13 protein-coding genes and 2 pseudogenes are annotated in these 13683 nt (G+C 61.9%); 8 read left to right on the top strand and 7 right to left on the bottom strand.

Translation table 11 applies throughout. The annotated features are described in order from the left end of the window. Nucleotides 1-126 precede the first annotated feature (126 nt). Complete coding sequence (locus tag FVF58_RS14875) at nucleotides 127-765, bottom strand: helix-turn-helix domain-containing protein (protein ID WP_149670665.1); 639 nt, start codon at nucleotides 763-765, stop codon at nucleotides 127-129. A 161-nt stretch (nucleotides 766-926) separates the two neighbouring features. Between FVF58_RS14875 and FVF58_RS14870 the strand changes: the two genes are divergently transcribed. Further along, entirely contained in the window at nucleotides 927-2126 is a 1200-nt protein-coding gene (locus tag FVF58_RS14870) for a glycine C-acetyltransferase (RefSeq protein ID WP_149670664.1), read from the top strand. A gap of 13 nt (nucleotides 2127-2139) precedes the next feature. Then, complete coding sequence (gene tdh, locus FVF58_RS14865) at nucleotides 2140-3171, top strand: L-threonine 3-dehydrogenase (protein WP_149670663.1); 1032 nt, start codon at nucleotides 2140-2142, stop codon at nucleotides 3169-3171. 39 nt (nucleotides 3172-3210) lie between these two features. Here tdh and FVF58_RS14860 read toward each other — a convergent pair whose 3' ends face one another. Further along, a complete protein-coding gene (locus FVF58_RS14860) occupies nucleotides 3211-3861 on the bottom strand; it encodes a YceI family protein (protein WP_149670662.1) in 651 nt (216 codons plus the stop codon). Nucleotides 3862-3970: 109 nt separating this feature from the next. Between FVF58_RS14860 and FVF58_RS14855 the strand changes: the two genes are divergently transcribed. The 3 genes from FVF58_RS14855 (at nucleotide 3971) to FVF58_RS14845 (ending at nucleotide 5931) form a co-directional block, all read left to right on the top strand. Next, nucleotides 3971-4702 carry a TetR/AcrR family transcriptional regulator gene (locus FVF58_RS14855; protein ID WP_149670661.1) on the top strand — a complete coding sequence of 244 codons (732 nt, stop codon included), beginning with the start codon at nucleotides 3971-3973 and terminating at the stop codon, nucleotides 4700-4702. Nucleotides 4703-4715: 13 nt separating this feature from the next. Continuing rightward, a complete protein-coding gene (locus FVF58_RS14850; protein WP_149670660.1) occupies nucleotides 4716-5195 on the top strand; it encodes a nuclear transport factor 2 family protein in 480 nt (159 codons plus the stop codon). Nucleotides 5196-5412: 217 nt separating this feature from the next. After that, nucleotides 5413-5931 (top strand): hypothetical protein, encoded by a 519-nt coding sequence (locus tag FVF58_RS14845; protein ID WP_149670659.1) that lies wholly within the window; start codon nucleotides 5413-5415, stop codon nucleotides 5929-5931. On the opposite strand, the gene FVF58_RS14840 is transcribed toward FVF58_RS14845, so the two are convergent. From FVF58_RS14840 to FVF58_RS14830, 3 genes are read right to left on the bottom strand one after another with little or no spacing between them, the layout of a single operon-like run. Further along, nucleotides 5910-6104: a hypothetical protein gene (locus tag FVF58_RS14840; RefSeq protein ID WP_149670658.1), complete on the bottom strand. Its 195-nt coding sequence runs from the start codon at nucleotides 6102-6104 to the stop codon at nucleotides 5910-5912. The two genes, FVF58_RS14845 and FVF58_RS14840, sit on opposite strands and share 22 nt — an antisense overlap. Nucleotides 6105-6142: 38 nt before the next feature. Beyond that, nucleotides 6143-7138: a TauD/TfdA dioxygenase family protein gene (locus FVF58_RS14835; protein ID WP_149670657.1), complete on the bottom strand. Its 996-nt coding sequence runs from the start codon at nucleotides 7136-7138 to the stop codon at nucleotides 6143-6145. A 3-nt stretch (nucleotides 7139-7141) separates the two neighbouring features. Beyond that, entirely contained in the window at nucleotides 7142-7372 is a 231-nt protein-coding gene (locus FVF58_RS14830) for a hypothetical protein (protein WP_188130818.1), read from the bottom strand. Nucleotides 7373-7739: 367 nt separating this feature from the next. Between FVF58_RS14830 and FVF58_RS14825 the strand changes: the two genes are divergently transcribed. Further along, on the top strand, nucleotides 7740-8879 hold the full coding sequence (locus FVF58_RS14825) for a collagen-like domain-containing protein (protein ID WP_149670655.1): 1140 nt from the start codon (nucleotides 7740-7742) through the stop codon (nucleotides 8877-8879). 444 nt (nucleotides 8880-9323) lie between these two features. Here the strand turns inward: FVF58_RS14825 and FVF58_RS14820 are convergent, their stop codons facing one another. Both FVF58_RS14820 and FVF58_RS14815 read right to left on the bottom strand, forming a co-directional pair. Further along, nucleotides 9324-9602: a hypothetical protein gene (locus FVF58_RS14820; protein WP_188130817.1), complete on the bottom strand. Its 279-nt coding sequence runs from the start codon at nucleotides 9600-9602 to the stop codon at nucleotides 9324-9326. After that, nucleotides 9586-10191, bottom strand: a pseudogene (locus FVF58_RS14815) (winged helix-turn-helix domain-containing protein); the annotation flags it as partial. The pseudogene FVF58_RS14815 and the gene FVF58_RS14820, both read right to left, overlap by 17 nt. Between FVF58_RS14815 and FVF58_RS14810 the strand changes: the two are divergent. Then, nucleotides 10179-10904: pseudogene (locus FVF58_RS14810) on the top strand (efflux transporter outer membrane subunit); the annotation flags it as partial. The pseudogenes FVF58_RS14815 and FVF58_RS14810 overlap by 13 nt on opposite strands. Before the next feature lie 371 nt (nucleotides 10905-11275). Beyond that, nucleotides 11276-13675 (top strand): HAMP domain-containing protein, encoded by a 2400-nt coding sequence (locus tag FVF58_RS14805; protein WP_149670654.1) that lies wholly within the window; start codon nucleotides 11276-11278, stop codon nucleotides 13673-13675. Nucleotides 13676-13683 lie beyond the last annotated feature (8 nt).

The raw sequence follows: 13683 nt of genomic DNA, 5'->3' as shown, positions 1-13683 counted from the left end.
TTTCGGCTCCAATCGACAGCCTATACTGTACAAATACACAGTGTTCCGCGCAACCTCGGCTGAATGGCCAATTCAGCCAACAACTAGCCACGACGCGCCCGCCCGACAAGGCCGACGCGCCCGGCCTCAGCCGTGAATCACCACCAGCAGCGCTTTCGCCTCGCCCTTCCCGGCGTTGCGGATCGCGTGCGGTTCGTCGGCGACGTAGCGGGCGGTGTCCGCGGCTTTGAGCCGTTTCGTCGTGCCGGCCGCTTCGATTTCGACCGATCCATGCAGCACGGTCAGGTGCTCGCGCGTGCCCGGTTCATGCGCGTTCGATACCAGCGCTCCGCCCGGCTGCAGCGTCAATTCATACCATTCGAACTTGCCGGCCAGATCGATCGGCCCCCACACCCGCAACTGATATTTGGCCTCGTGCCCGCTCAGCGTGGGAATGTCGTGCGGCCCGGACACCGCGATCGCTTCGGGCGCCTTCGGCGGCGCGAACAGCGAGTCGAGACTCACGCCCAGCGCATTGGTCAGACGCCAGGCGACCGCGATCGTCGGATTGGCCTTGTCGCGCTCGATTTCCGATAGCATGGATTTCGACACGCCTGCCGCACGCGACAAATCGTCGAGCGTCATGCGCCGCTCCGCGCGCAGGCGCTGAATCTGCTCGCCGACGCGCGGCGGCGCAGCGCTCGCCGGCACCGAAGTTGCGCCTGACGTAGGCGCCGCGTTGGCCGCGACGCGGCGGATACCCGAACTTGCCATTTCCTGACCCATCGTTTAGAGTTGTTCGATATACCGGATTTTAGTTCGGAAAAACGAAAATATCCGATAAAACTGACAGCCGACTATAACAGGCCGCCTCGCCGTCGCCCGAGCCGGAACGTTGAGGCTGACGTTCATGCGGCGGCCCTATCACCTATTCAGGAGTCTGGTTCATGCGTGACCAATACCTCGCCCATTTACGCGGCACCCTCGAACAGATCCGCGCCGACGGCTTTTACAAAAACGAGCGGGTGATCGCGAGCCCGCAGTCGGCCGACGTGCGTCTTGCCGACGGCACGGCCGTGCTGAATTTCTGCGCGAACAACTATCTCGGCCTTGCCGACGACGCCCGGCTGATCGAGGCCGCGAAGCAAGGTCTGGACAACGACGGCTTCGGCATGGCATCGGTGCGTTTCATTTGCGGCACGCAAACCGTCCACAAGGAACTCGAACGTGCGCTCGCCGCGTTCCTGCAAACCGACGACTGCATTCTCTACTCGAGCTGTTTCGATGCGAACGGCGGCCTGTTCGAAACGCTGCTCGACGAAAACGACGCGATCATCAGCGACGAGCTGAATCACGCGAGCATTATCGACGGCGTGCGGCTCTCGAAGGCCAGGCGCTTCCGCTATAAGAACAACGACCTCGCCGATCTCGAAGCGCGCCTGAAAGAAGCGGACGCCGCCGGCGCGCGCTTCAAGCTGATCGCGACCGATGGCGTGTTCTCGATGGACGGCATCATCGCCGACCTCGCCGGCATCTGCGATCTGGCCGATCGCTACGGCGCGCTGGTGATGGTCGACGATTCGCATGCGGTGGGTTTTGTCGGCGAACACGGGCGCGGCACGCCGGAGCATTGCGGAGTGCTGTCGCGCGTCGACATCATCACCGGCACGCTCGGCAAAGCGTTGGGCGGCGCATCGGGCGGCTACGTCGCCGCGCGCAAGGAGATTGTCGAGTTGCTGCGGCAGCGCTCGCGTCCCTATCTGTTTTCGAACACGCTGACGCCGAGTATTGCCGCCGCGTCGCTGAAAGTGCTCGAACTGCTGGCAAGCGACGAAGGCGCGCAATTGCGCGCACGTGTGCGCGAAAACGGCGCGCACTTCCGCAGCAAGATGAGCGCGCTCGGCTTTACGCTCGTGCCGGGCGAACATCCGATCATTCCCGTGATGCTCGGCGACGCGCAACTCGCTTCGAAAATGGCGGACGCGCTGTTGGAGGAAGGCGTCTACGTGATCGGCTTTTCGTTCCCGGTGGTGCCCAAAGGCCGCGCTCGCATCCGCACGCAAATGAGCGCCGCGCATACGCCCGAACAGATCGACCGGGCCGTCGACGCCTTTGCGCGTGTCGGCCGCGAACTGGGTGTTATCTGAATCAGAGGCGCATATGAAAGCATTGGCAAAACTCGAACGCGCGCCGGGCCTCACGCTCACCGACGTGAAGAAGCCCGAAGTCGGCCACAACGACGTGATGATCCGCATCACCCGCACCGCGATTTGCGGCACCGATATTCACATCTGGAAGTGGGACGACTGGGCGCAAAAAACCATTCCGGTGCCGATGCACGTCGGCCACGAATATGTCGGCGAGATCGTCGAGATGGGTCAGGAAGTGCGCGGCTTTGCGATCGGCGATCGCGTGTCGGGCGAAGGACACATCACCTGTGGTTTCTGCCGCAACTGTCGCGCGGGACGCCGGCATTTGTGCCGCAATACGGTCGGCGTCGGCGTGAATCGGGAAGGCGCGTTCGCCGAATACCTGGTGATTCCGGCGTTCAACGCGTTCAAGATTCCGCCCGAGATCTCCGACGATCTCGCGGCGATTTTCGATCCGTTCGGCAACGCGACGCATACGGCGCTGTCGTTCAATCTGGTCGGCGAAGACGTGTTGATCACCGGCGCCGGACCGATCGGCATCATGGCGGTGGCGATCGCGAAACACGTCGGCGCGCGCAATGTCGTGATCACCGACGTCAACGATTACCGCCTCGAGCTCGCGCGCAAGATGGGCGCGACGCGCGCGGTGAACGTGTCGCGCGAATCGTTGCGCGACGTGATGAGCGACCTGCACATGACCGAAGGCTTCGATGTCGGGCTGGAAATGTCCGGCGTGCCGAGCGCGTTCACCGGCATGCTCGAAGCGATGAATCACGGCGGCAAGATTGCGTTGCTCGGCATTCCGCCTGCGCAGACCGCGATCGACTGGACCCAGGTGATTTTCAAAGGCCTCGAAATCAAGGGCATTTACGGACGCGAAATGTTCGAGACCTGGTACAAGATGGTCGCGATGCTGCAAAGCGGGCTGGATCTGTCGCCGATCCTCACGCACCACTTCAAGGTCGATGATTATCAGCAGGCATTCGCGACGATGCTTTCCGGCGAGAGCGGCAAGGTCATTCTGGACTGGACCGCTGCGTGAGCTGACGCGATCGCGCCCCACCCCACGCCCGCACTGCGCTCAGCCGCCTGCGGGCGTTTTCACGAACTCCGCCTGAATGCGCACATGAATCTCGTCGCCCACGGCGGGATACCACGTCGACAAACCGAACTTCGCGCGGCTGAAGCGACCGTCCGCCGAAAAACCTAGCGTGTCTTTCTTCGTCAGCGGATCGGGCGCGAAGCCGTTGAACGTGACATCGAGCGACACCGGTTGCGTGACGCCGCGAATCGTCAGATCGCCGGTCAACGTGCCGCGCGATTCGCCGGTACGCTCGAATCGCGTGCTCACGAAGTGAATCTCCGGATAGCGTGACACGTCGAGCATGTTCGCGCCCTTCACCATTTTGTCGAGCAGCGGCACATTCGTATCGATGCTGGCGGCGTCGATCGTGACCGAAGCCGTGCTCCGATCGAGACCGCCCTCGTTCCAGTCGAGCTGCCCCTGCTTGCGATCGAAGCGCATCGTAAAGCGCGAGTATTTGAAGTGATCGATGTCGAAGGTGATGCTGCAATGGTCGGGGTCTATCACGTAGCGGCCGGCCGGCACGCGCGCTTCGTTCTGGCTGACCGAATGCGTGAGCACCTGCACCGGCGTGCAGGCCATCGCGGTGAGCAGAGTTGCGGCTAGCAGCGCGCGCGCCAGCGTGACGCGGACAGATGAGGGGCTCATGAAATTCGTTCCAGTTAACCGATCGCCATCACGATAGCAGCAAGCGTAGCCAGCCGCCGAAACGCACGAAAAACTTGACGAGGGAGAATGATCGTTCTACCTTACGTGCATGGCTACCGAAACTCTCACTGAAGCCGCGGCGCCCGGCAGCGCGCGCGAGCGTCTGCTGGACGCCGCGGAAGTGTTGATCTACGCCGGCGGCATCCACGCAACCGGCGTGGACGCGATCGTCAAGAAGTCCGGCACCGCGCGCAAAAGCTTCTACACCCATTTCGAATCGAAAGACGCGCTGGTGGCGGCCGCGCTGGAACGGCGCGACGAGCGCTGGATGAACTGGTTTATCGCGGGCACACAGCTGCGCGGCAAGACTGCGCGCAAGCGTCTGCTCGGCATGTTCGAGGTACTGCGCGAATGGTTCGCGTCGGAAGATTTTCACGGCTGCGCCTTTTTGAACGCGGCCGGCGAGATTGCATCGGCGCACGACCCGATCCGGATCGTCGCGCGCAAACACAAGGAGCGCCTGCTCGATTTCGTGCGCAGCCAGTGCGACGCGTTCGCGGCGGAGTCCGACATGGATGCGCGCCGCGCGGTGCGTTTGTCGCGCCAATGGCTGATTCTGCTCGACGGCGCGATCGCCGTGGCGTTGGTGAGCGGCGAGGCTGATGCCGCGCTCGATGCGCAGACCGCAGCGCGCGTCTTGCTCGACGCCGAGACCTCGTTCGCCGGCGAGCGAGGCGCGTCCACGAGCCATGCCACGACCCCATCGGCAAGCAAGACCGCAAGCAAGCCTACTAACGCTCCCGCAAACAAGCGACCGCCATCCCGGCGCATCGCACCCTGACTGAGGAACCATCATGGCCGACACAATCGAAACCCGCCCGCCGCTGCCGCCGTTCACACGCGAATCCGCGATCCAGAAAGTGCGCGCCGCGGAAGACGGCTGGAACACCCGCGACCCCGAGCGCGTGTCGCTCGCGTACACATCGGACAGCATCTGGCGCAACCGAGCCGAATTCGTGCATGGCCGCGCGGAGATCGTCGGCCTGCTGCGTCGCAAATGGGCGAGGGAACTCGACTACCGGCTGATCAAGGAACTGTGGGCATTCACCGATAACCGCATCGCCGTGCGTTTCGCGTACGAATGGCACGACGATTCGAACAACTGGTTTCGCTCGTACGGCAACGAGAATTGGGAGTTCGACGAACATGGGCTGATGGCGCGCCGTCACGCCAGCATCAACGATCTGCCGATCCGCGCAGCCGACCGCCTGTATCACTGGCCGCTTGGCCGCCGTCCCGACGATCATCCGGGACTGTCGGACCTCGGTCTTTAGACTTCGTCAAAGATGGCCGGTGGATGCGCGCGCATTCACCGCTTTGCCATCGGTTCTCCGTTATCGTTGTGGCTTTGGGCGCGTGCAGTTCCCGTACCCGAGCGCCCGAGCGCATCCTCAACATCGCGTGTGCGGGTTGCGGTACAGTGCGCGACGGGCGGCACACTCATAGCCAGAACATGGAAGACATCGGCGCTCGACTGGTGACGGAGAGGACATGCATTTTCGGCAGATCAAGAAGAATATCCGACGTACTGCAGTGGCGCTCGTCGCGAGTCTGGCGGCGGCCTCCGCCGCGCACGCAGGCAATTGGTGCGAGGGCGGCGTGTGGGTCGATGCCATGCTCGGCTCGTATCACATCAACCCCGATCCGAATACTGATTTCGAACAGTTCAACCCCGGCCTGGGCGTCGAATGCTGGCTCAACAATCAATGGGCGCTGACGGCCGGGGGCTTTCGCAACTCGCTGCGCCGGCCTTCGTATTATGGCGGCGGCGTGTGGGCGCCGGAGTTCGCGCACTGGGGCATCGTGCGCATCGCGGCGATCGCCGGGATCATCTCAGGCTATAACTACGGCAACTGGGGCCTGGGTCGCAACCATACGATCGGTCCGGTGGCCGCGCCGATCGTGATGGTCGAATACAAGCGCGTCGGCGCGAACTTCATCGTGATCCCGCCGATTCCATCGGACAATCTGCCGTTTACGGTGGGGTTTCAGGTGAAGGTGAAGTTCTGAGCGGCGTCCCAGAGGATTCCGTACAGTTTGCCGTCCTTGCCGGTCTCCGGAGCCAGCGCGCCCGGCAGGAAATCCTTGACGTCCCAATCAGCCGGTGTCAGCGTCCATCCCCGGCAGCAGCGCCGAAGCGCCCAGTGCCGCGCGGCCTGAAGCAGGCGTCGACGTTGCGTCATGATTGGAAGGCCACGCTAATCGTTATGGTGGTTTTCGTTCAAGCGGCGGAGGCGACCGGGTCGCGTGCGGCCTGCTGCAACCCGGCTTGCGACTGCGCTTGCGGTTGCTGCTCCGGCCGCCGAAGCGTGCGGCTATGATGCCCATCGACTGATATCGCGCGCTCGCCCGCAACCGTCACGCGGCGAACAAGGCGCTCCTGGGTGCCGTAGTCGTTGACCGCATAGTGCTGGGTGGCGCGGTTGTCCCAGATCACGACATCGTTCTGACGCCACTGCCAGCGCACCGTGTTTTCGAGGCGGATCACGCGGTTTTGCAGAATCTCGAAGATGCGCGCCGACTCCGAACTCGACAAGCCGACGATGCGTTTGATGAAGTGGCCCAGCAGCAATGCCTTTTCGCCCGACACCGGATGCACGTGAACGATCGGATGCTCCGCCTCGTACACGGTCGAAACGAACACGTTCTGATGATGCGCAAGACGCACCTCGGCGGACTGCGAGTCCGTGCCCGCGATGCGCTCGGCGCCGTAGTCGTAGTCATTGGTATGCACGGCCCACAGCGAGTCCGCCAGCCGTTTCAGGTCGTCGGGCAGACGCTCGTACGCGACGGCGGTGTTGGCCCAGACCGTGTCGCCCCCATACGCCGGAATCTTGACGCCCCGCAGAATGGAGATCTTCGGAAAGGCGTCGATGAAGGTGACGTCCGTGTGCCAGGAATCCGCGCGGCCGCCGCCTTTGGACGCATCCAGCTCGAACAGCTTCGTGCCTTCCAGCGAAGGCACCGTGGGATGCGCGACGGTGTCGCCGAAACGTGCGCCGAACGCATGATGCTCGGCGTCGTCCAGATGCGATTGATCGCGGAAGAACAGCACCTTGTATTTCACCAACGCGCGATGGATCGTGTCGATCGCGGCATCGTCGAGCGAGGCGGAGAGCTTGAGGTCCTGAACTTCTCCGCCAATCAGTCCAGCGACGCGCCGGATACGGAGATTTTCGAATGACGTGTCCAGATTCGTTTGGGCGGGAGAACTCACGGATCACACTCCTATATGAAGAGGTAAAAGTGTAGAAAGCCGCGTGTGACGCTCAAACCAATCAATCGGAATATCAATTCCCTTTTCAGGCCTATAAGCTTCAGGCGCATTCCAACGCGCCGGCTTGTGCCTGAACCGCGCTCTTGCCGTTTTTGTCGACCCGAGCGAGGCCTGATTGCTCGCGTAGAAGATGCCATTGTCGGCAATGCCAAATAAAGTGACGCTGCTTTCCACGAAGGCGTGACCGGAGAGAGGCATCGTCAGTAAGCTGCAGTAGAGGATTTTTTTGGTTTTTAATGGCCTGCTTATGCCTGCGATTCTCCCGTGTCATTTAGAGTGGAGTAGCGGCGGGAACACGGTTCTCGTGCTTCTATTCCCTTCTGGTTCGAATGGGAGCAGTGAGTGTAGAAAATTCGTCGTGCGATTAACAGGAAGCAATCGGTATATGGATTCCGATTGGCAGTATTTGCGGAAGGCGATGGTCGATGTTATGGCCGACGTGGCCTGGGCGTTTTGCTTTATGCTCGAACAGCGATAGTGGGGCTGGAGTATCGGCGGGTAATACCGGTGAATCGGGATCGATCAGCCAAAGGGGCAAGTCATGCGATGGCTCACGACGTCTTTTCTATTTGCACTATTGCTGTCCGCCTGCACGTCAGGTCTCGACAAACCCAGTGGCCAATCCAATCCCTCTTCAGGTACTCAAAACTCTGCGAATGGCGGATCAAGTAGATCGTCGGTGGACGGACAAGGCGGTGTGGGCGATCTCTCTCTTTCTGGGGGGAATGTCCGCAACGAAACGACAGTCGCAGTTGCGCCAGCAGGAGCGTCATCGAATGGTGGTGGATCGAGGCCTGGATCAAGAGACGGCGCAAATGGCCAGGCTGGGAAAAATGGCGCGGCTGGGATAAACGGACGGGATGGTGTCAATGGCAGGGACGGCGTTAACGGCCGCGATGGCATCAATGGCGGGAATAGACAGAATGGCATCAACGGCCGCGATGGCGTAATGGGTCGTGACGGGCGCGACGGCAGAGATGGCCGGGACGGGGCGAACGGCAGAGATGGCCGCGACGGCCGCGATGGCTCCAACGGGTCTAACGGCTCCAACGGCAAAGACGGTACAAACGGAAAAGATGGCGCAGGCGGTGCTGGACAGGTTGCGCCTAAGGATTGTGCAAAGTGTGATGGAGGGGCTTCCAAGGACAAAGACAAAGACAAGGGCAACGACAAAGAGAAAAACCCAGTCGGCTTTCTCGACTATATGAAAGGGCTTACAGCGCTGATCACTGCGCTCTCGCCCGCACTTCTGGCGTGGCTGCAAATTGTCAAAGAGCGCACGAAGCAGTCGCGCGCCGGGTCCCCCAGCAAGACGGCGCGAGAGATGACGAAAGCAGACGCGGCTGAGGACCCGTTAGGGAGGTCACTGGATGACAACCTATTGATTCGCCTGGGTCTGACTTTGGCGCAGGTCGCTATTTTGCTGTTAGCCGCCTGGTTCTTTGCCTACCTGGCGTTGTCCTTTTTGACGACGCTGTTGATATTCATCTGCGCGTTCATGGTTTCGTCCGCGATACTAATCTTGTGTGTTGCGTTCGCGGTCAAGCTCCTGCAGGACGGCCGAAACAAGTCAGTAGACCGTGAGTTCGATCTACTGATGCAGAGGGAAAGACAGAACCATCAGCAGAAAATGCTGACGCTTCGATTGGAGAGAAGACGTTTCCGCTCTGACAATCCTTAAAGACACGAACCGCAGCCATCCGCCAAAGGTGAGCCGTTCCAGGATGGTGAGGATTTCCAGGGGTGGTGGTGTCGTGCCGAACGGTGAGGTTTCCCAGGAGATGCGATCAGTCGCGCCCAAAGGTGAGGAATTCCAGGAGATAGCCTCATACGTGCCCAAAGGTGAGGAATTCCAGGAGATAGCCTCATACGCGACCAAAGGTGAGGAATTCTAGGAGATAGCTTCATACGCGACCAGAGGTGAGGAGTTCCAGGAGCCAAATGGCACCGTGGAAGCCTCCAGAAGTGCCTTAAAGGTGAGGCGTTCCAGGAGATCAACGGCAAAGGTGAGCGATTCCAGGAGGTGAGCGATTGCCACGCTGAATTTGCACCTATGCCACGGTGAGGATTTCCAGGGAGTCCGTCGCATTGCCACTTGAGGTGACGTGCCACGGCTTCAAAGAACTCACCCATCATTGTTCTCGCAAGGCGCGGGGCAGCCATACGGAATCGCGTCGTTCGCGTTGACCCTGGCGATGCCGAGCGTCGCCGCGATCTGCGCAGGGGTGAGCGCGCCTTCGTGTTCGGCCTCTACCGCGAGCAGCGCCGCGCGTTGCGCATGGCGGGTGTCGATCTGGCCGCGCTCGCGGTCCACGAGCACCATCGCGGTGATGTGCACCAGCACGATCAGGCTCACCGTCATCAACGAAAGCCGGCCAAACAGCGTGTTAAAGGGATTGTTCATCGTCACTGCCGCCGGGCACGAACATATAACCGGTGCCGCGCAGGGTCTGAATGCGGCGCGGGTTGGCGGGATCGTCTTCGAGCAGACGGCGCAGGCGCCACACCGGCACGTCGATTCCGCGCTCGGTCACGTCGGAGTGCGGACCGTGCAGCACGTCGACGAGCTTCGAGCGCGACAGCGTTTCCATCGGATGCAGGGCGAACACTTCGAGCAACGCATATTCGCTGCCGGTCAGTTTGAGCGGCTCGTCGTCGCAAAACAGCGTGCGGCTCGCGAAATCGAGCCGGAAGCGGCCGAAGCGCAGCGCGTCGCGCTTCTCAGCGGGTGTAGGCACGGCCGCCGGTTGTGCGTGCCGCCGCAACACCGCTTGAATGCGCGCGAGCAGTTCCTGCGGCATGAACGGCTTGCCGAGATAGTCGTCGGCACCGAGCTCCAGACCGATCACCCGATCCACGCCGTCGGCGCGCGCGGTCAGCATGATCACGGGAATCGTGTCGCCGTTCGCGCGCAATTGCCGCAGCGCGCTTAGACCGTCGACACCCGGCATCATCAGGTCGAGCACGATGATCGACGGGCGCTCGCGTTCGAGCCAGCCTCGCGGCATACCGGCGCGCGGTTGCGCAGGACCGCAATAACCTGGTGGCCGTGCTCGGCGCGCCGATTCCCGACGACCTGCCGCCGCCCCGCGAATTCGACGACGAGTCGATGTTCGCCGACATCGGTGCGGGCGTGCCGTCGATGCTGCTCACGCGTCGTCCGGATATCGTCCAGGCGGAACACGCGTTGAAGGCAGCGAACGCGAACATCGGCGCCGCGCGCGCGGCATTTTTTCCCAAGATCGAGTTGACCGCGTCGGCCGGCACGTCGAGTTCGACGCTCTCGAATCTGTTCAAGGGCGGCACCGGCGCGTGGGCGTTCGCGCGCAGCGTGTCGGTGCCGATCTTCGATTACGGCAGCAACAAGGCGTCGCTCGATGTCGCGAAGATCGAGAAGCAGATCGAGGTGGCGAACTACGAAAGCGCGATTCAGACCGCGTTCAAGGAAGTGGCGAACGCACTGACGGGGCGCGCCACTTACGTCGATCAGGTGCAGGCGGATCGCGAATATGTGGCGTCGGCGCAGCGCTACTACACGCTCGCCGAAGCGCGCTACAAGGCAGGCACGGACAGCTTCCTCACTTTTCTCGACGCGCAGCGCACGCTCTTCACCGCGCAGCAGCAACTCGCGACCGATAGCCTGTCGCGGCAAGCCAATCTCGTGACGCTGTACAAGGTGCTGGGCGGCGGCTGGGAGAACGGCTGAAAGCGGATAGGTGAGAAGATTCGGGACCCGGCGAGGTGAGAATCTTGCTACCTGTCAGCGCACTTCGGATGCAAAGGTGAGGAAATTCGGGAGCGCTTCTCGACGCGCCAGCGGGTCTGCATTAATCGCCGCTTTATCGCCGCTTCACACGCGTCATCTTCGCCGTAAAAGAAAGGCCGTTGAATAACGGCCTCTCGCACGAAAACTTGAGAACTAAATTTAACCCCTCTGGCACGCACAAAAACCAGCTAGTCATCGCTGAGTAACATGCATCGGCAATACTCGGCAGCGCCGTAAGTCAGATTACGTTTCGCACACAACGCGCGCTCCGATCGAGAGCGAACGCGAAGGCCAGACCCCGGGGGGTTCAAATGACGATCCGTCATCGCATCACGCTATTGGTTGTTCTCATGTTCGTCGCGTTGTCGGCGATCGGCGGCTATGCCGTCTATCAGACGCGCGGCAGCGCCGCCGAAGTGCGCAAGGTGACCGAGGGCGTGGTGCCCAGCGCGCTCGCATCCGCTGACCTCGTGTCGCAAGTCAAGGACGTGCAACTCGCCACGATGACGCTGGTCTACGCGCCCGACGCCAACATGGTCGCGCAAGCCCAGGACGAGCTGAAGAAGAAAAAAGCCTCGCTGCAACAGGCGCTCGCGTTGCAGGCCAAACAGGCGGCAAGCCACGCGCAACAAGGCCTCGTTGCCCAGGCGAACGACAGTCTGGAGAACTATTTCTCCGCGATTGCCGAGACCGCGAAAATGAAGGCCGACGGCAAGAACGAACTCGCGCAGGCGTATCTGTTTGCCAACGTCGCGCAGTATCGCGATGAACTCGAAGGCATCGTCGAGACCTTGCGCGTCGAGAAGAATCGCGAGAAGGACGACGCGATCACGTCGCTGAACGCCACGCTCGCGACCACCGCCACGGCAATCGCGTTCGTCACCGGCATCGCGATCATTTTGCTGACTTCGATCGGCGCGCTGTTGTATCGCCAGATCACGCGGCCGTTGAGCCGCATGCAGGCCATGATGAGCGAGATCGCGTCGAGCCAGGACTTCACGCGCCGCGTGCCGGTGGGGCGGCTCGATGAGATCGGTCATTCCATCGTCGCCTTCAACGGCATGATCGAGAAGATTCAGGAAAGCTCCGCGCAGCTGAAGCAGAAAACCGCCGACATCCAGGCGATGTTGCGGAACATGCAGCAGGGCATTCTGACGGTGATCGACGGCGCAGTGATCCACGCGGAGTACTCGGCGTATCTGGAAGACATCTTCGAAACGAAGGACATCGCCGGGCGCGCGCTGATGGATCTGGTTTTCGCGGACACGGAGCTGGGCGCCGACGCCCTTTCGCAAATCGACGCGGCAACGCACGCGTGCCTCGGCGAAGACTGCATCAACTTCGCGTTCAATCAGCACTTGCTGGTCGGGGAGATTGCGAAGCGCATGCCGGACGGCCGCGTGAAGATACTCGACCTGAGCTGGTCGGCCATTACCGACGAAAACGACACCGTGGTGCGTCTGATGCTGTGCGTGCGCGACGTCACCGAGCTGCGCAAGCTCGCGGCCGAAGCGAGCGAACAGCGCCGCCGTCTCGACATGATCGGCGAGATTCTCGCGGTCAGCGAAGAGAAGTTCCAGCACTTCATCGAAAGCTCGGCTGGCTTTGTCAGCGAGAACGAGCGCATCATTCGCAAGCATTCCGAAGCGGATCACGCGGCGATTGCCGAGCTGTTCCGCAACATGCATACCATCAAGGGCAATGCGCGGACCTACAACCTGCAGCATCTGACCAACGTCGTGCACGAAACCGAGCGTAGCTATCACGAGTTGCGCGAGCCGGACGCGGATCGCTCGTGGGATCAGGAGCATCTGATGCGCGAATTGACGCGGGTGCGCGAGGCGATCGAGAGCTACGCGAAGATCAACGAGCAGAGCCTCGGGCGCAAGAGCAAAGGCCAGGCTAACGGTGCGGGAACCGCGGGCCGTTACGTGATGGTCGATAAGGACGAGATTCAGCGCACGCTCAGCCTGCTGGACCAGACCAATACCGGCGAACTCCACGAACTGCAAGCGATGCGCAACGCGCTGCGCCGCACGCTGCGCGCACTCGGCAGCCAGAGCGTGGGCGACGCGCTGTCCGGCGTGCTGGACTCGCTGCCGTCGCTCGCGCAAGAGCTGGGCAAGCCGGCGCCGGACGTGCGAATCGACGACAACGGTTACCGCTTGCGCGGCGACGCGGGCGGCACGCTGAGCAACGTGTTCATGCACCTGCTGCGCAATTCGCTCGACCACGGCATCGAAACCGCCGAGGCCCGCAGTGCGCAAGGCAAGCCACAAGCCGGCACGATCGATATCGAAGTGGGCGTGGACAGCGGCGCTATGCAGATCACGCTTGGCGACGACGGCCGTGGCCTCGCGCTCGAACGGATTCGCGGCATCGCGCTGGAGCGCGGCTGGATTGGCGGCGACGACACGCTGAGCGACGAGGCCATCGCCGAGTTCATTTTCCGGCCGGGCTTTTCGACGGCGCAGACGGTCACCGAAGTGTCGGGCCGTGGCGTCGGCATGGACGCCGTGCGCGACTTTCTGCGGCGCGAGCACGGCAGCATCGAGCTGCGCTTTACCGATGACCACAAGGGCGCGGCATTCCGTCAGTTCCAGACGATCATCTGCCTGCCGGACAGCGTCGCCGTCGACACGTTGAGTGAACAGGCGCGCGGGGACACTGGCGAAGCCGGCGAACTGCAACTCGACGCGATGGCGAGTTAAGCGCGCAT

Origin of the sequence: Paraburkholderia panacisoli, assembly GCF_008369935.1 — a bacterium.
Taxonomy (GTDB): domain Bacteria; phylum Pseudomonadota; class Gammaproteobacteria; order Burkholderiales; family Burkholderiaceae; genus Paraburkholderia; species Paraburkholderia panacisoli.
This window is presented reverse-complemented; position numbering and strand designations above follow the sequence as displayed.